This is a genomic window from Pseudomonas sp. 05N432, from assembly GCF_056396945.1.
Map to the genome: position 1 here is coordinate 114379 of NZ_JBFTMM010000001.1, position 15373 is coordinate 129751.

Sequence of the window (15373 nt, forward strand, 5' to 3'; positions counted from 1 at the left end):
GCCTTGCCTTGAAAGGCCAGAGGGCTTTCCTCTACCGTAACTGCCTGTCTCTTCTGTTACGGATAAGCCATGTCTTTGGCCTGCACACGTTCCTTGTTTTTCATGGCTTTCATAGCGGGCGCCCTGGCCTTGGGCGCTTCGTACTATCTGGAGTTCTCTATCGGGCTCAAGCCCTGCGGGCTGTGCCTGTTGCAGCGGCTTTTTCTGGCCCTGTTCACGATGGTCTGCCTGATTGCCGCGCTGCACGGGCCCAAGCGCCTGGGCTGTTTACTTTATTGGCTGCTCGGTCTGTTCTGCAGCCTGGCGGGAATGGTGACAGCGTGGCGCCAGGTGGTAGTGCAAAGCGATTCGGTTCAACACGTGTCGGGATGCTCTCCCGGTCTGGAAGGCCTGTTCACCAACATGCCCTGGCAGTGTGTTGTGGAGCGGGTATTCAGCGAAGCGGCTGACTGCGCGGAAATTTCCTGGACGCTGTTCGACCTGAGTATTCCCGAATGGAGTCTGTTGTTTTTTGTCGGAGTGACGATTCTCGGGGCTTATCAGATCGTGCGGCTGGTCTGGTATGCGTATCAGCGACCGCCCAGCGACGGGTCGTCGCACCGGGGCAGGGTGGGTGATTAAACACTTGTATGAACTTTATCTCCTGCGTACCTTGAAGCTCTTGGCGTGCGGGCATAATCTGGCCCGCACGTATCATTGGAATTGTTGCCCGATGGTGCTTTGCCTGGCCAAATCTTGATTTTCAAGTCTTGCGGCGAGTGCGGGCGGCATTACCCATAAGGGAAGAGAGATCACCATGCTCGAAAGTTGTCAGAATGCTCAGGAACGCTGGGGTGGAGTGCATCTGCTGATCGATCGTTGGTTGCAGGAGCGTCACGAACTGGTTCGAGCCTATGATGCTCTCGGCGCCAAGCCCGAGGCTCTGGGCGAAAACCGCAAGCCGTTGCAGGAGTTCTGTGGTGTCCTGGTCGATTACGTCTCTGCCGGCCACTTCGAAATCTACGAACAGCTGACGGGCGAAGCCAAGGCGTTCGGTGATACACGCGGGCTTGAATTGGCTGAAACCATTTACCCGCGCATCGACGTGATCACCGAGAAGCTGTTGGCGTTCAACGATCTCTGCGATGCAGGCAAGTGCGTTGCCGAGAAATTCCAGGAGCTTGGCGGTCTGTTGCACGAGCGCTTCGAACTGGAAGATTGCCTGATCGAAGTGCTGCACACGGCCCACAAGGAAGAAACTCCAGAGCAAGCCTGAGTTTCTCCTCGATACAAACGATCCCTGAAACGGTGCGCACTGCGCACCGTTTTTCGTTTGGGCGATTGCTCAGCCCGTCGCGCCGAGCAGTTCGATTTCAAACACCAGAGGTGTGAACGGTGCGATCAGGTCCCCTGCGCCATCGGCACCGTAGGCTTGCGCGGATGGAATCACCAGGCGCCATTTCGCGCCCACCGGCATCTGTTGCAACGCACTGCGCCAGCCACTGATCACGCTGTCGAGGCTGAACCATTGCGCCTGGTTGTTCTGATCGAACACCGTGCCATCGGGTAGCTTGCCAATGTAGCGAACCTGCACCTTGCCATTGGGCCCGGCCTTGGCGCCGTTGCCCGCGACCAGTTCGGTCAGCAGGATGCCATCCGCCAGTTCGCGAACTCCGGGTTTTGCTTTCTCGGCTGTCAGGAAGCGTTGTTCCTTGTCCAGGGCAACTTCGCTTTGCGGTACGGCGGGTTGCTCGGCCATTTGTGCTTCGTGCTCGGCCAGGATCTGCTCGATTTGCTGATCTTTCAGCGCCAGTGGCTTGCCTTGATAGGCTTGTTGCAAACCTTCCACCAGTGCCTGGATTTGCAGATCGGGAGCCTCCAGGCGCAGACGTTCACCCAGACTGGCACCGAGGCTGTAGGCGAGATCATGGGCGTCAGTTTCCGTGGCTTTTTCTGCGGCTTGAGCCATTGAAAAAAACACGCACAAGGGTAAAAAAAGGTAACGCGACATGGGCACTCTCCAGCCTGAGATGGGGAGGATTATGCCAGTGAGAATGCCGTGACCGGTGAACTGCTTTTAAGTGTGCGCAGAACATTTTCAAATCGCTGCAACGCCCGGCACTCGATACTGTCAACATGCCCTAGCGGCGGTAGCAGCAGAGGTCTAGTATGAGCCGCACTCACGTCAGCCAGGAGGTAAACCATGTCGGCCAATAAGAAGCCTGTAAATACTCCGTTGCACTTACTCCATCAGCTGTCGGGCAGCTTGCTCGAGCATTTGGAAAACGCTTGTTCCCAAGCCTTGGCTGATGCTGAAAAACTGCTCGCCAAACTGGAAAAGCAGCGCGGAAAAGCACAGGAAAAACTGCACAAATCTCGCACCAAATTGCAGGACGCTGCGGCGGCCGGCAAAGCCAAGGCACAAGCCAAGGCCAAAGATGCGGTAAAAGAACTTGAAGACCTGCTCGATGCGCTCAAAGAGCGTCAGTCCGAGACGCGCGGCTACATTCTGCAGCTCAAGCGCGATGCCCAGGAAAGCCTGAAACTGGCTCAGGGTATTGGTCGCGTGAAAGAGGCCGTCGGCAAAACGCTGACCCTGCGTTCGGCCAAGCCAGCCGCTGCTTCTGGCACCACGAAAAAACCGGCTGCCAAACCGGCAGCTGCCAAGGCACCGGCCAAGGCTCCAGCGAAAGCCGCCGCCAAACCTGCAGCGAAAAAACCAGTCGCTGCCAGTGCTGCCAAACCGGCTGCCAAGCCGACCGCTGCCAAACCAGCTGCCGCTAAACCAGCCGCCAAACCTGCTGCTAAAACTGCCGCCGCCAAACCTGCAGTAGCGAAAACTGCCGCAGCAAAACCAGCTGCAAAAACTGCTGCGGCGAAACCTGCTGCTAAACCAGCAGCCAAAACCGCTGCGGTGAAACCGGCCGCCAAGCCAGCTGCTAAACCGGTTGCTGCAAAACCTGCCGCCAAGCCCGCGGCCAAAACCACAGCTGCCAAAGCGCCGGCCAAGCCCGCAGCTAAACCCGCCGTCGCTGCCAAGCCAGCAACGTCCAGCGCTGCCAAACCGGCTGCTGCCAAGCCAGCGACGTCTGCTGCCAAACCAGCAGCCAAGCCGGCGGTGAAAAAGCCAGTCGTGGCCAAACCTGCCATCGCTAAACCAGCCGCAGCAAAACCGGCAACCGCACCAGCGGCTGCCAAGCCTGCGACACCTGCACCGGCAGCTTCACCTGCTCCATCCGCGAGCACGCCAGCCGCTTCGCCTGTACCGGCAGCGGCTGTAAGCACTACCAACACCCCGACCAGCGCTTCCTAAGTGCCGGTCACCGCGACGCGCAGCTGATTCAGCGCGTCGCGGTTCAGGTTGGCGGCGCTCGCCGCCAATCCTTCCAGCCACACGGCCAGGTCTTTGGCTTGACCCTGCGGCCATGCTTGCGCCGCATTTTCCAGACGTGACAACAGTTGCCGTTCGGCTTCCAGCTCCAGCGCTTTGACCTGCGTGCGTAACGTGTTCAGTTCCTCGTCGTCGAGGGCAGCGGCTTTCCATTGCGTACGCAGTTGTCGAAGCGGTTGCACGACGTCTGCATGCCACGGTCCGGCCAGGTGCTGGAGCTGTTGCAGGCGTTGCGCGTTGCATCTCACACCGCGCTGTCCGAGCCAGGCTGCGCACAACAACAGACAAACGTCGGCGCCGGCTGCTTGCAGTTTCAGGCAGGCGTCCTCAACACCCGGTCGGGTGTAGAGGGTCAGGGAAAAGCTCCACAGGTCAGAGGACATAGTGCTACTCGCGCCAGTTGCGAGCGAAGCTGGTAGACTCCGCCGCCATTATGATTCGACTTCAGAACCTGACTTTACAACGTGGCCCGCAACGTCTGCTAGAAGACGCCGAGCTGACCCTGCACGCCGGTCACAAAGCCGGCCTGATCGGTGCCAACGGCGCCGGCAAATCCAGCCTGTTCGCCTTGATCCGGGGCGAACTGCACCCGGACTCGGGTGACTGCTTCCTGCCGGCCGACTGGCGTATCGCCCACATGCGCCAGGAGATCGAGACGCTCGAACGCCTGGCGGTCGACTACGTGCTCGATGGCGACCTGCGCCTGCGTGAGGTGCAACGCGACCTCGCCGCCGCCGAAGCGGCCCATGACGGTGCCGCGCAGGCGCGTCTGCACGCAGAACTCGACAGCGCCGACGGGTACACCGCCGATGCCCGGGCGCGCAAGTTGCTCGCAGGCCTGGGGTTCACCAACGAACAGATGGATCGTCAGGTCGGAGATTTCTCCGGTGGCTGGCGGATGCGCCTGAACCTGGCGCAGGCGCTGATGTGCCCGTCGGACCTGTTGCTGCTCGACGAACCGACCAACCACTTGGACCTCGACGCTATTATCTGGCTGGAAGAGTGGCTCAAGAGCTACCCCGGCACCTTGCTGCTGATTTCTCACGACCGCGATTTCCTCGACGCCGTGGTCGATCACGTGGCTCACGTCGACCAGCGCAGGATTACCCTCTATCGCGGTGGCTACTCGGCGTTCGAACGTGCCCGTGCCGAACGTCTGGCCCAGCAGCAACAGGCCTACGAGAAGCAACAAGCGCAACGTGCGCACATGGAAAGCTACATCGCCCGCTTCAAGGCCCAGGCCACCAAGGCCCGTCAGGCCCAGAGCCGGATCAAGGCGCTGGAGCGGATGGAAGAGTTGTCCGCTGCCCACGTCGATTCACCGTTCGACTTCGTCTTCCGCGAGTCGGTGAAAATTTCCAGCCCGTTGATCGACCTCTCCGACGCCCGTCTGGGTTACGGCGAGCGAGCCGTGCTGGAGAAGGTCAAGCTGCAACTGATTCCTGGCGCACGGATCGGTTTGCTCGGCCCCAACGGTGCCGGTAAATCGACCCTGATCAAAAACCTCGCCGGTGAACTCGAGCCGTTGTCCGGCCGGTTGACTCGTGGCGAAAACACCGTGGTCGGGTACTTTGCCCAGCACCAATTGGATTCGCTGGATTCCAAAGCCAGCCCGTTGCTGCACCTGCAGCGTCTGGCACCGACCGAGCGTGAGCAGACGCTGCGCGACTTCCTTGGTGGTTTCGACTTCCGCGGTGCAAGGATCGACGAGCCGGTACTGAATTTCTCCGGCGGTGAAAAGGCCCGTCTGGCACTGGCGTTGATCGCCTGGGGCCGGCCGAACCTGTTGCTGCTCGACGAACCGACCAACCACCTGGACCTGGAAATGCGCCTGGCGCTGACCATGGCCCTGCAAGAATTCAGTGGCGCAGTACTGGTGGTCTCCCACGATCGTCATCTACTTAAAAGCACCACGGATAACTTCTTCCTGGTGGCCGACGGCAAGGTCGAAGAATTCGACGGCGATCTGGAAGACTACGCCCGTTGGCTGGTCGATTATCGCCAGCGCAATGCGCCGGTGAACAACTCGCCGGTCAATCCGGACAAGACCGACAAGAAAGCCCAGCGTCAGGCTGCCGCTGCGTTGCGTCAGCAACTGGCACCGCACAAGCGCGAGGCCGACAAGCTCGAAGCCGAGCTGGGCAAGTTGCACGAGAAGCTGGCGAAGATCGAAACCAGCCTCGGCGACAGCGCCGTCTACGAAGCAGCCCGCAAGGACGAGTTACGTGATCTGCTGGCCGAACAGGCCAAGCTGAAGGTTCGCGAAGCCGAGCTTGAAGAAACCTGGATGGAAGCGCTGGAACTGCTCGAAAGCATGCAGGCGGAGCTGGAAGCGCTGTCCTGATAGCGGCCTGCCAGCGTTCGGTTATGACGCTGGCGCGGCAGCCAAGAGTTGTCGAGCGGCTTCGGAAAGTAGGCCGGGCTGCCGCCAACGCTGGTCGGCAGTGTCGTTTTTCTGCAAAAAATCGGTAGTCATTAACAGGCCAGCGCATTAGCTTAGACGTCTATAACGAGTCTGAGTCGAGGTGTGTGATGGTGCTTGAGACATGGCTGGCGTTTTTTGCCGCCTGTTGGGTGATCAGCCTTTCCCCGGGCGCTGGCGCCATTGCGTCGATGTCCTGCGGTTTGCAGTATGGTTTCTGGCGCGGCTACTGGAACGCCCTCGGCCTGCAACTGGGGCTGGCGCTGCAGATTGCGATTGTCGCCGCCGGTGTGGGCGCAATCCTCGCCACGTCGGCCACGGCCTTCTACGCGATCAAATGGTTTGGCGTGGCGTATCTGGTGTATCTGGCGGTCAAGCAATGGCGTGCACTGCCCAGCAACATGAGCGATGACGCGGCCATTCGGCAGATCGGCAAACCGCTGGCGCTAGTGTTTCGCGGGTTCCTGGTGAATGTCAGCAACCCCAAGGCGCTGGTGTTCATGCTGGCGGTGCTGCCGCAGTTCATCGACCCGCATGCGCCGCTGGTGGCGCAGTACCTGATCCTGGGCGTAACGATGATCTGCGTCGACCTGATCGTGATGGCCGGCTACACCGGCCTCGCTTCAAAGGTGCTGCGACTGCTGCGCACACCCAAGCAACAACAGCGGATGAACCGCACGTTTGCCGGACTGTTCATCGGTGCGGCCGGGCTGCTGGCGACCATTCGCAGAGCCGCGGTCTAAAACCCGCAAGGCACAAAAAAGGCGACCTCTAGAGGTCGCCTTTTTCGTTTTCGCGCGGGTTTCTCAGCGCAGAATGACCGGCGCAGTGTCCTGCGGCAGGTTATTGCGCAGTGGCGCTTGCCCCGGCTGTTGCTGAACGCCGCGACCGAGTTGCTCGGCCAACTGACGGGCCACGTCCTCACCCAGCGACTTGGACACATCACGTACCACCCGTGGGCGGTTCAGCGACACTTTGACGTCGTTGCCGTTGACCAGCTTGGTGTCCTGGCCTTCACCCATGGCGGTGAACGCCGAGGTGATTTCAAACGTCCGGGTGTTGATCAGGCTGAAGTCCGCCACCAGGTTCAGGCCGAGAATCGCCGAGTAGCTGTCGGTGTTGGCCAGCGAGGTGATGTCGCGGGTGAAGTCGATATCCGACAGGGTGCCGAACAACACATAGTCGGCGCCCTTGTAGTTACCGGCCTTGATCCGCTTGATCACGTCGTAGACGTCTTCCTTGGACTTGGCCGTGTACGGCGTGCCTTGCACCAGCTGGAACATCCCGGACTTGAGAATCTCGCCCTTGATGTCGCCGGTGAACTTGCGAAGCTCGCCTTGCTCGATATAGCTGCTGCTGGCCTCGACCTCGTTGTAGCTCGACGAGCCGCTGGCGTGGTACATGCCCGCCTGCATGTTGCTCTGTGCGGAGACAATGTGGATGTACTGCTCCACCCGCTCTTGGTAGGCGAGGTCGGTGACCGCGATTTTCGGGGCCGCCTGCGCGCCAAACGCGCAGGCCAGGGCCATGATGCCAATCCATGCACGCATTGCTTAACGCTCCGTGGTTTTGCGGATCTCTTTCTCGTCCATCCACTCGGCCAGGCCACTTTCAACGTCGATCAGTTGCAGGCTGAACTTGTAGAAAACGTCCTTGTAATCGCTGCTGCGCTTGACGATCGAGCTGATCGACCCTTCAAGACGGTATTTGGCGGCGATCATGTTGCCGGTCTTGGCCACGGTGCCTTTCTTGTACAGGCCGCTCTGGTTTTGCAGCTTGAGCTGGTCGACCTGGCTCTGCATCGCGGTGTTGTCGCTGGCAAAACGGGCGGTGCCGGTCTTCATCAGCTGAGTCTTGATGCTGGTGGTGATTTCGCGGGTATCGATGTATTCGCTGGTCTTGTTCTTCACGTCGTAGACCTGCACGACCGGGCGGCCCTGCAAGATGCCGGACTGGGCCAGGGAACGGGTCATGGACTCGGCGATCATCTGCAAGTCAGTGGAACCGAACTCGTTGGTCACCAGCTCAACAGCTTTGCTGTCGCCGTAACCGATGTTTTTCCCGCCCAGGACCGGCGAGTTATTGGCGCAACCGCTGGCCAGGAGGGCAACCACGGCGAGGAACGAAAAGCGTGCAAACATGGGAATGTCTCTCTGTCACGAAATAGGGAAAGGCTTAAGGGGTTTTGACTTCAAGGCGGAAGTCAGTGGCCTTGGGCACAGGCGCAATGGCTGGCAGGAACGTGGCCTGCGCGGCATACAGGTTCAGGGTTTTCCAGCTTTCTTCATCGGCCACCGGGAAGCCGTCGTCGCCCAGCCAGACGAAGCGGTAGTACATCGTCATGTTGGTGTGGCTGGTGTTGTTCAGCGCGACCTTGACGGTCAGGAAACCGTTTTCACGGGCGACCCGCATCGCGCCAATGGCGATGTTGTTGAACTTGTTCATCACGACGACTTTGCTCGCGGCACTGCCAGGCGCAGGTGGCGGCGGGGTGGTGCAACCGGCCAGCAGAGCCAGGGCGGCGACAGCAATCAGTTTGAAACGCATGGAGAAGCTCCGCTTAAGGTTGTTTGACGCTGGCCACGACTTGCGGGGTGGCGCTTGGGATCACGTGGGCGGCGACGCCACTGGCGAACACCTGATTGCCCACCGTACGCAGGCTGATCACCTGGTAGCGCTGATCGACCTTGACCGTGATTCGCGAACCGCCCAGAGCATTCGGCAGGCTCAGTTGGTGCTCGCCTTTGGCCAGGCGCAGGCGCACCACCTGGGTGTTGTCGGGCAGGGTGCGCCAGGTGCGGGTATCCGCCCCTTCCATCACCGCCGAGGAAATGCCTACGGCCAGGCCGGCCAGTGGGTTGGTCTCGTTGATCTTCTTTTGCGCCACGGCGCGAGTCACGGCGCGGACGGTGGTGCGCAGGATGATCCCGGGCATATCGTCACGCAGTGCGCGGCGGGACATGGCGGTGGTGCTGTTGAGCTGGGTCAGGTTCTGTTGCTGGCCGTCGACACCGATCTGCGCGTACGTCACGGTCGAGGTGTCGGGCTTGATCACCGGGAATGACAGCGGGGTGATCACCACGTTGTTGCTGATCGGCAGTGGCAACGGAATGCGGATCGAGTCACGGCTCGGCGCCAGGCCGCTTTGCACGACGATCAGGATGTCACTCTCATCGTTCTTGCCGGCCGGCTTGTCCAGGTTCAGCAGCGCTTGTTCGAGCAACGGCGTGTTGGGGCGCAGTTCGGCGGCTTTGCGATAACCCGGCGCGGCCAGGTCTTTTTCACCCAGGGCTTCGTAGACGAAACCCGCCAGGTAATGGCTGAACGCGCTCTGATAGCTGTTCTTCAGGCCAACCACTTCAGGTGCGTCGAGACTCGCCACCGGGTAACCCTGCAGGTCCTTGTACTGAGTCTTGACGCCTTGCTTCTCGGCCTCGTCCTCGCGCTTGAGGTATTCCTTGTCGCGCAGTTCGGCGATCACCGCTTCACGTTCGTGGGTCTTCTTGATTTCAGTGCGGGCACCGTCGAAATCGTTCACGGCCAGCAGGTTCAAGGCCATTTGCGTGGTCAGCATGACTTTTTCGTAGTCATACCCTTCGTAGCGGCGGACCTTGTCATTGACCAGAAAGCTGCCGAACTGGGTCAGGTATTTGTCGGTGTCGAGCTTGACCGACTCTTCCCAGGTACCGACGACCTGGTCCGCGCTTCTCCACGCGGCCTGGCTGCCAGTCAGGTCGCCCTTGGCGCGCAGCAGTTCACCTTTCTCGAAGTAATAGAGCAGGTCCTTGTTTTCACCTGTGTTGTTCTTTTCCAGCAGGGTCAGTGCGGCGTCGACGTTACCGCTGGCCAACTGCTGGTTGGTTTGCTGCAGTTCCGTATCGTAGCTGCGAAAGGCCGAACAACCGGCAAGCAAAGTGACTGCGCTGAGCGCGATCGAGGTGAGGGCGCGGGATGCCATGGGTACTTCTTCCCTGAGTTTAAAAACAGCCGAGCGTGCTGGTCGGGCTGGGTGAACCAATCGACAGGGAAGATGGCTTTCCATGCCAATTCCTCATAACAAGAGGAGCTTAAATACCCGATCGCAATAACGAGGGCGCGGCATTATAAGCGTGGATACTGGCTATGTAATGGCTTTTTAATTTCATTTTTTTCTATGGGTGCCACCATTCGGGAGTGTCCGAATACTCAAACTGTGGACGACAAAGCTTGAGTGGGAAGCATTGAGAGTGAACAATGTGTTACTTCGTATTATCAATTGAGATTCATTCATGACTGCCCCGTCCCGTTTCCTGGCCTGGCTGGTATTCCCTTTGTTTGCCCTGTGCAGTTTCAATCTGCTGGCCGACACGGTGGAAGGTGCGCCACAGGCACTGCATTTACTCGATTACATTGGTGCCGATTATCCGGCTACCGTGGAGGCGGGGCAGGTCATCGATGATGGCGAATACCGCGAACAGCTGGAGTTTCTCGGCGTCTTGCAGGGGTTGATTGCCGCGCTACCGGCCAAACCCGAGCGCGCCGAGCTTGAGCAGGGTGTGAGCCATTTGCGCAACGCGGTGACCCAGCGTCAGGACGGTACGGAGGTGGCCCGTCTGGCGCGGCAACTGGGCGCGAAACTGGCGGTGGCCTATGAAGTCAGCCAGGCACCGATCATTACCCCGGACCCCACGCGGGGTGCCCCGTTGTACGCGCAGCACTGCTCGGTGTGCCATGGCAACGCCGGTGCCGGTGATGGTCCTGCAGGTGTTGGCCTGACGCCGCCACCGGCCAATCTGCGTGATGCCACGCGGCTCGACCGCTTGAGCCTGTACGCGATCTACAGCACGTTGGGGCAGGGCATCGAAGGCACGGACATGCCAGCCTTCGCCGATCAACTCGACGAGCGTCAGCGCTGGGATCTGGCGACCTACATCGCCGCGTTCAGCGCCGATCCGGCTGCGGCTAAAAGTGAAAAGAATTTCAACCTCGCCGACTTGGCCCGACAGACCCCGGCGGAAGTCCTGGCGGCCGAAGGCCCGGAGGCAGCCGCTACGTTCCGCGCCCAGCGCGCCCAACCGCCGCAGGTCAAGCGCGGCCCGGCGCAGTTGCTCGATTACACCGCAGCGACCCTCGACAAGAGCCTGGCCGCGTACCGTGCCGGCGAGCGTGAGCAGGCTTATGACCTCTCGGTAGCGGCGTATCTGGAGGGCTTCGAACTGGTCGAAAGCTCGCTGGACAACGTCAACACCGTGGTGCGTAAAGACACGGAAAAATCCCTGATGGCTTACCGTCAGTCGTTGCAGGACGGGCTGGCTATCGAGCAAGTCGAGCAACGGCTGGCGTTTGCCAAAACAAAGTTGAAGGAGTCCGCGGACCTGCTGGGCAGCGATGGCCTGAGCTGGTCGCTGAGCTATGTCTCCGGCCTGCTGATTCTGTTGCGCGAAGGACTGGAAGCGATTCTGGTCCTGGCTGCAGTGCTGGCGTTCTTGCGCAACACCGGTCAGCAGTCGGTAATTCGCAGCGTCAACATCGGTTGGGGATTGGCGCTGGTGGCGGGTCTGGCGACCTGGGCGCTGGCGGCGTATGTGATCGATGTCAGCGGTGCCCAGCGCGAACTGCTGGAAGGCTGCACCGCATTGTTTGCCAGCGTGATGGTGCTCTGGCTCGGGGTGTGGATGCACGACCGTCGCCACGCGGCGGCCTGGCAGGATTACATCAAGAGCAGCTTGGTCAGCGGCGGTGGGCGTTTCGGGTTTGCCGCGCTGGCGTTTTTCTCGGTCTACCGCGAGCTGTTCGAAGTGGTGCTGTTTTACGAAACCCTGTGGCTGCAAGCCGGCCCGGCCGGGCATAACGCGGTATTGGCAGGTGGCGCTACGGCGCTGGTGCTGTTGATCGGTCTGGCCTGGGTGATCCTGCGCGGCTCGGCGAAACTGCCGCTGGCGCTGTTCTTCGGGATCAATGCCGGTTTGCTCTGCGCGCTGTCGGTGGTGTTCGCCGGGCATGGCGTCAAGGCCTTGCAGGAGGCTGGGATCTTCGGCACTCGGCCGGTGCCATTCTTTGACTTCGATTGGCTGGGGATTCACGCGGACGCCTATTCGCTGGGTGCGCAGGCAGTGGCGATTCTGGCGATTGTGGTGCTGTACAGTCGTAGTCGCATGGCGGAGAAGCAGCGGGTGCAGGCTTCTTAGCAGCATTCGCTGCGCTCACAATCGCGAGCAGGCTCGCTCCCACAGGATTGCGTATGACCTGTGGGAGCGAGCCTGCTCCGGGCGGCGATCCGACAATGCTTTTGGGAAGAGGTAAACGCAATGCGTGTCTGGATCGATGCCGACGCCTGCCCTCGGGCAGCCAAGGACCTGGTGGTGAAGTTCGCCCTCAAGCGCCAATTCGAGGTGGTGATGGTGGCCGGGCAGCCGCAGATCAAGCCGGGCCTGGCCCTGGTGAAGCTGATCGTGGTGCCGAGCGGCCCGGATGCGGCCGACGATTACCTGGTGGAGCACGCAGTACCGGGTGAACTGGTGATCTGCAGCGATGTGCCGCTGGCCGACCGCTTGGTGAAGAAAGGCGTCGCGGCGCTGGACCCGCGGGGCAAGGAGTTCGATGCGCAGAACATGGGCGATCGGCTGGCAGTGCGTAACCTGTTCACCGACCTGCGTGATCAGGGTCAGATGGGTGGTGGTCCCGCGCCGTTTGGTGATCGCCAAAAGCAGGCGTTCGCCAATGCACTGGACCGGATCATCACCCGGCTGGTCCGTTCACAGACTTGAACACGACGCTGATCACTGTGGGAGCGAGCCTGCTCGCGATGGGGTCAGCACATTCAATATTTATATCGACGGATAGACCGCTATCGCGAGCAGGCTCGCTCCCACAATTGGCCCGTGTCAGGCGTCGTTTTCGTGAGTCAGCTCTAGTACCCGATCAACCAGCTTGTTGATCCCTGAAGCCGCTTCGCTGATTGATTGCGCCAGCATATAGGCCGGAGTGCTGACCAGTTTGCGTGCCTTGTCTTCGATGATCTCGCCGACGGCGCAATCGACATGGGTCGCGCCCATACGGGTCATGGCGGCGGCGGTGTCGGCGTCGTTGCCGATGGTGCAGGTCACACCCGGGCCGTAGATTTTCGCCGCCAATGCCGGCGAGATGCAGATCAGGCCAACCGGTTTGCCGGCTTCGGCAAAGGCTTCGGCCAGCGCCAGGACATCTGGCTGAATGTTGCAACCGGCACCTTCGATGGCGAAGTTGGACAGGTTTTTCGCCGCGCCAAAACCGCCGGGCACGATCAGCGCATCGAAGTCTTCGGCATTGGCTTCACGCAGGTCTTTCACGTGTCCGCGGGCGATGCGCGCCGACTCCACCAGCACGTTGCGCGACTCGGGCATTTCTTTGCCCGTCAGGTGGTTGATCACATGCAATTGCGCGATATCAGGGGCAAAACATTGCACCTGCGCACCGCGTTGGTCGAGGCGCAGCAGGGTAATCACGCTTTCATGGATCTCGGCGCCGTCATACACGCCACAGCCGGAAAGTATCACTGCAACTTTTTTGCTCATGGGTTCTTCTCCAGTTTCATGGCGTTAAATGTCCACTAATTTGTCACTCGTTGCCATAGGGTTATTTCGCGGCTACACCTAGGATCAGTCATCACCATTGCGATCAGGTCGCGTCATGGACTTCATTCTGTATGCGGTGCCGTTTTTCTTCGTGTTGATTGCCGTCGAGCTGCTGGCGGACCGCTGGCGCGGGGTGCGTAATTATCGCCTGGCCGATGCGATCAACAGCCTCAGCACCGGCGTGTTGTCGACCACCACCGGCCTGCTGACCAAAGGTGTGGGGCTGGTGACCTACGCGTTTGCCCTGAAGCATCTGGCATTGTTCGAGCTGTCGGCCGAGAGCGTTTGGGTCTGGGTGTTCGCCTTTGTCCTTTATGACTTCTGCTACTACTGGCTGCACCGCATGGGGCATGAGCGCAACATACTCTGGGCGGCGCATTCGGTGCATCACCAAAGCGAGGACTACAACCTCTCCACGGCGTTGCGCCAGACCAGCACCGGGTTCCTGCTGAGCTGGATTTTCTACCTTCCGATGGCGGTGCTCGGCGTGCCGCTAATGGTGTTCGTCAGCGTCGCGGCGCTGAACCTGCTGTACCAATTCTGGGTTCACACCAAACACATTCCCAAGCTCGGCTGGTTCGAATGGTTCTTCGTCACGCCCTCCAACCATCGGGCTCACCATGCGCAGAACGCGCTCTACATGGATCGCAACTACGGTGGGGTGTTCATTATCTGGGACCGGCTGTTTGGTTCGTTCCAGGAAGAGGACGACAACGAACCGGTGATTTTTGGCGTGACCACGCCATTGGCGAGCTGGAATCCGTTGTGGGCGAATGTGCAGTTCTATGCGCAGTTATGGGCCGATGCACGGCGCGCCGAACGCTGGTGGGACAAGCTGCGAATCTGGTTCATGCGTACCGGTTGKCGGCCCGCGGACGTGGCGGCGAAGTACCCGATGAACAAGCCGGACCTGAGTCAGTTCCGCAAATTCGAGGTGCCGCTGGACGGGCGACAGCAGGTCTATATCGCGCTGCAGTTTTGCCTGTATATCGCGCTGGGCAGCTACCTGATGAATCTGGAACGAAGCTTGCCAGCCGCGGCCCTGGTGTTGGGTTGGGGGGCGGTAGCGCTGGGGGTGTTTGTGCTGGGCGTGGCCCTGGAGAATCGCCCACAGGCGTTGAAGCTGGAGTTGCTGCGGCTGGCGCTGAACCTGCCGCTGGTCTGGCTGGCGCCGCTGGTCGGGCTATGGCCGGCCAGCGCGGTGGGCTGGATCGGCCTGCTCAGTTACAGCCTGCTCAGCGGCATCGGTCTCTACTGCTGCAAAAACCGCATCACTCGACTGGCGTCGTAGGCTCGCTGTTCTTGGCCTTTTCAGCTTGCAGGAGCTGATCGTCTTCGTAGATTTTCTTGGCGAGGCGAGCATTCTTGAAACGCCGGCGCAGCCACAGGCAGAAGCCCAGCACCAGCAGGGCGCCGAGTACCCACAGTTCGTACTTCTTGACGCTGCCGAGCATGCCTTCGAGCACCGCGCCAAAGTGATAAGCGGCAGCCGCCAGGGCGCTGGCCCAGATCGCCGCGCCAATCCCGTTGAGTATCAGGTAGCGTCCCGGTGGATAACCCGACAGGCCGATGGCCACGGGCATCACCGTGCGCAGGCCGTAGACGAAGCGAAAGCTCAGCACCCAGATGTCCGGGTGCTTGCGGATATGCTCCAGAGCCCGATCACCCATCAGTTGCCAGCGTGGTTTGCGCGCCAGCAGTTTGCGGCCGTGCTTGCGCCCCAGGAAGTACCACAGCTGATCGCCGGCGTAGCTGCCGAAGAACGCCACGATCACCACCAGGTTGATGTCCATGTATCCGCGGAACGCGAGGAAGCCTGCGAGTACCAGAATGGTTTCGCCTTCGAAGAACGTCCCGAGGAAAAGGGCAAAGTAGCCGAAGTCATGCAGAAATTGTTGGAGCATTGTCTGGGTGCTGGCGAAATGAACGCGCAGCCTAACCCTTCAGGCACATTCAGGAAAGTGTCGAAATGTGTCTCGACGTGAACAT

Annotated in this window: 16 protein-coding genes; 8 read left to right on the forward strand and 8 right to left on the reverse strand. The window is 60.3% G+C overall.

Going from position 1 to position 15373, the window contains the following annotated elements; translation table 11 throughout:
- The first annotated feature begins 69 nt into the window (after positions 1–69).
- Both AC1DHT_RS00545 and rsd read left to right on the forward strand, forming a co-directional pair.
- The gene (locus tag AC1DHT_RS00545; RefSeq protein WP_427538815.1) at positions 70–621 is read left to right on the forward strand and encodes a disulfide bond formation protein B; all 552 of its coding nucleotides are present in this window, start codon (positions 70–72) and stop codon (positions 619–621) included.
- A gap of 175 nt (positions 622–796) precedes the next feature.
- Positions 797–1255: a sigma D regulator gene (rsd, locus tag AC1DHT_RS00550; protein ID WP_145014189.1), complete on the forward strand. Its 459-nt coding sequence runs from the start codon at positions 797–799 to the stop codon at positions 1253–1255.
- A 69-nt stretch (positions 1256–1324) separates the two neighbouring features.
- Here rsd and AC1DHT_RS00555 read toward each other — a convergent pair whose 3' ends face one another.
- Complete coding sequence (locus AC1DHT_RS00555; protein ID WP_427538812.1) at positions 1325–1990, reverse strand: FKBP-type peptidyl-prolyl cis-trans isomerase; 666 nt, start codon at positions 1988–1990, stop codon at positions 1325–1327.
- Positions 1991–2182: 192 nt separating this feature from the next.
- On the opposite strand from AC1DHT_RS00555, the gene AC1DHT_RS00560 reads away from it, so the two are divergent.
- The gene (locus AC1DHT_RS00560; protein WP_427538809.1) at positions 2183–3292 is read left to right on the forward strand and encodes an AlgP family protein; all 1110 of its coding nucleotides are present in this window, start codon (positions 2183–2185) and stop codon (positions 3290–3292) included.
- Here AC1DHT_RS00560 and AC1DHT_RS00565 read toward each other — a convergent pair.
- Positions 3289–3753: a TIGR02444 family protein gene (locus AC1DHT_RS00565; RefSeq protein WP_427538806.1), complete on the reverse strand. Its 465-nt coding sequence runs from the start codon at positions 3751–3753 to the stop codon at positions 3289–3291. The two genes, AC1DHT_RS00560 and AC1DHT_RS00565, sit on opposite strands and share 4 nt — an antisense overlap.
- A 50-nt stretch (positions 3754–3803) precedes the next feature.
- Between AC1DHT_RS00565 and AC1DHT_RS00570 the strand changes: the two genes are divergently transcribed.
- Both AC1DHT_RS00570 and AC1DHT_RS00575 read left to right on the forward strand, forming a co-directional pair.
- The gene (locus tag AC1DHT_RS00570; RefSeq protein WP_427538803.1) at positions 3804–5714 is read left to right on the forward strand and encodes an ATP-binding cassette domain-containing protein; all 1911 of its coding nucleotides are present in this window, start codon (positions 3804–3806) and stop codon (positions 5712–5714) included.
- Between the two features lie 188 nt (positions 5715–5902).
- Positions 5903–6535 (forward strand): LysE family transporter, encoded by a 633-nt coding sequence (locus AC1DHT_RS00575; RefSeq protein WP_427538800.1) that lies wholly within the window; start codon positions 5903–5905, stop codon positions 6533–6535.
- Between the two features lie 63 nt (positions 6536–6598).
- On the opposite strand, the gene AC1DHT_RS00580 is transcribed toward AC1DHT_RS00575, so the two are convergent.
- Genes AC1DHT_RS00580 through AC1DHT_RS00595 form a run of 4 tightly spaced genes read right to left on the reverse strand, consistent with a single transcriptional unit; the run spans position 6599 to position 9750 of the window.
- Positions 6599–7342, reverse strand: coding sequence for a penicillin-binding protein activator LpoB (locus AC1DHT_RS00580; protein ID WP_054594597.1), 744 nt, complete (start codon positions 7340–7342; stop codon positions 6599–6601).
- A 3-nt stretch (positions 7343–7345) separates the two neighbouring features.
- Complete coding sequence (lpoB, locus tag AC1DHT_RS00585; RefSeq protein ID WP_427538797.1) at positions 7346–7933, reverse strand: penicillin-binding protein activator LpoB; 588 nt, start codon at positions 7931–7933, stop codon at positions 7346–7348.
- A 34-nt stretch (positions 7934–7967) separates the two neighbouring features.
- Positions 7968–8339: a YcfL family putative periplasmic lipoprotein gene (locus tag AC1DHT_RS00590; protein ID WP_427538794.1), complete on the reverse strand. Its 372-nt coding sequence runs from the start codon at positions 8337–8339 to the stop codon at positions 7968–7970.
- Between the two features lie 13 nt (positions 8340–8352).
- Complete coding sequence (locus tag AC1DHT_RS00595) at positions 8353–9750, reverse strand: COG3014 family protein (protein WP_427529707.1); 1398 nt, start codon at positions 9748–9750, stop codon at positions 8353–8355.
- 310 nt (positions 9751–10060) lie between these two features.
- Here AC1DHT_RS00595 and AC1DHT_RS00600 point away from each other — a divergent pair, with 310 nt between their 5' ends.
- A complete protein-coding gene (locus tag AC1DHT_RS00600) occupies positions 10061–11959 on the forward strand; it encodes an FTR1 family protein (RefSeq protein WP_427538791.1) in 1899 nt (632 codons plus the stop codon).
- A gap of 120 nt (positions 11960–12079) precedes the next feature.
- The gene (locus AC1DHT_RS00605) at positions 12080–12538 is read left to right on the forward strand and encodes a YaiI/YqxD family protein (RefSeq protein ID WP_427538788.1); all 459 of its coding nucleotides are present in this window, start codon (positions 12080–12082) and stop codon (positions 12536–12538) included.
- Between the two features lie 117 nt (positions 12539–12655).
- Here the strand turns inward: AC1DHT_RS00605 and elbB are convergent, their stop codons facing one another.
- On the reverse strand, positions 12656–13324 hold the full coding sequence (gene elbB, locus AC1DHT_RS00610; protein WP_427538785.1) for an isoprenoid biosynthesis glyoxalase ElbB: 669 nt from the start codon (positions 13322–13324) through the stop codon (positions 12656–12658).
- Between the two features lie 115 nt (positions 13325–13439).
- Between elbB and AC1DHT_RS00615 the strand changes: the two genes are divergently transcribed.
- The gene (locus AC1DHT_RS00615) at positions 13440–14675 is read left to right on the forward strand and encodes a sterol desaturase family protein (RefSeq protein WP_477761217.1); all 1236 of its coding nucleotides are present in this window, start codon (positions 13440–13442) and stop codon (positions 14673–14675) included.
- Here the strand turns inward: AC1DHT_RS00615 and AC1DHT_RS00620 are convergent.
- Positions 14656–15288, reverse strand: coding sequence for a DedA family protein (locus tag AC1DHT_RS00620; RefSeq protein ID WP_427529717.1), 633 nt, complete (start codon positions 15286–15288; stop codon positions 14656–14658). The genes AC1DHT_RS00615 and AC1DHT_RS00620 overlap by 20 nt on opposite strands.
- Positions 15289–15373: the final 85 nt, after the last annotated feature.

Excerpts from the sequence above, each read along its gene's own strand:
- AC1DHT_RS00570 (WP_427538803.1), top strand. The coding sequence starts at position 3,804 with ATGATTCGACTTCAGAACCTGACTTTACAACGTGGCCCGCAACGTCTG.
- AC1DHT_RS00595 (WP_427529707.1), bottom strand. The coding sequence starts at position 9,750 with ATGGCATCCCGCGCCCTCACCTCGATCGCGCTCAGCGCAGTCACTTTG.
- AC1DHT_RS00565 (WP_427538806.1), bottom strand. The coding sequence starts at position 3,753 with ATGTCCTCTGACCTGTGGAGCTTTTCCCTGACCCTCTACACCCGACCG.
- AC1DHT_RS00555 (WP_427538812.1), bottom strand. The coding sequence starts at position 1,990 with ATGTCGCGTTACCTTTTTTTACCCTTGTGCGTGTTTTTTTCAATGGCT.
- AC1DHT_RS00620 (WP_427529717.1), bottom strand. The coding sequence starts at position 15,288 with ATGCTCCAACAATTTCTGCATGACTTCGGCTACTTTGCCCTTTTCCTC.
- AC1DHT_RS00560 (WP_427538809.1), top strand. The coding sequence starts at position 2,183 with ATGTCGGCCAATAAGAAGCCTGTAAATACTCCGTTGCACTTACTCCAT.
- rsd (WP_145014189.1), top strand. The coding sequence starts at position 797 with ATGCTCGAAAGTTGTCAGAATGCTCAGGAACGCTGGGGTGGAGTGCAT.
- elbB (WP_427538785.1), bottom strand. The coding sequence starts at position 13,324 with ATGAGCAAAAAAGTTGCAGTGATACTTTCCGGCTGTGGCGTGTATGAC.
- AC1DHT_RS00590 (WP_427538794.1), bottom strand. The coding sequence starts at position 8,339 with ATGCGTTTCAAACTGATTGCTGTCGCCGCCCTGGCTCTGCTGGCCGGT.
- lpoB (WP_427538797.1), bottom strand. The coding sequence starts at position 7,933 with ATGTTTGCACGCTTTTCGTTCCTCGCCGTGGTTGCCCTCCTGGCCAGC.
- AC1DHT_RS00545 (WP_427538815.1), top strand. The coding sequence starts at position 70 with ATGTCTTTGGCCTGCACACGTTCCTTGTTTTTCATGGCTTTCATAGCG.
- AC1DHT_RS00575 (WP_427538800.1), top strand. The coding sequence starts at position 5,903 with ATGGTGCTTGAGACATGGCTGGCGTTTTTTGCCGCCTGTTGGGTGATC.
- AC1DHT_RS00600 (WP_427538791.1), top strand. The coding sequence starts at position 10,061 with ATGACTGCCCCGTCCCGTTTCCTGGCCTGGCTGGTATTCCCTTTGTTT.
- AC1DHT_RS00580 (WP_054594597.1), bottom strand. The coding sequence starts at position 7,342 with ATGCGTGCATGGATTGGCATCATGGCCCTGGCCTGCGCGTTTGGCGCG.
- AC1DHT_RS00605 (WP_427538788.1), top strand. The coding sequence starts at position 12,080 with ATGCGTGTCTGGATCGATGCCGACGCCTGCCCTCGGGCAGCCAAGGAC.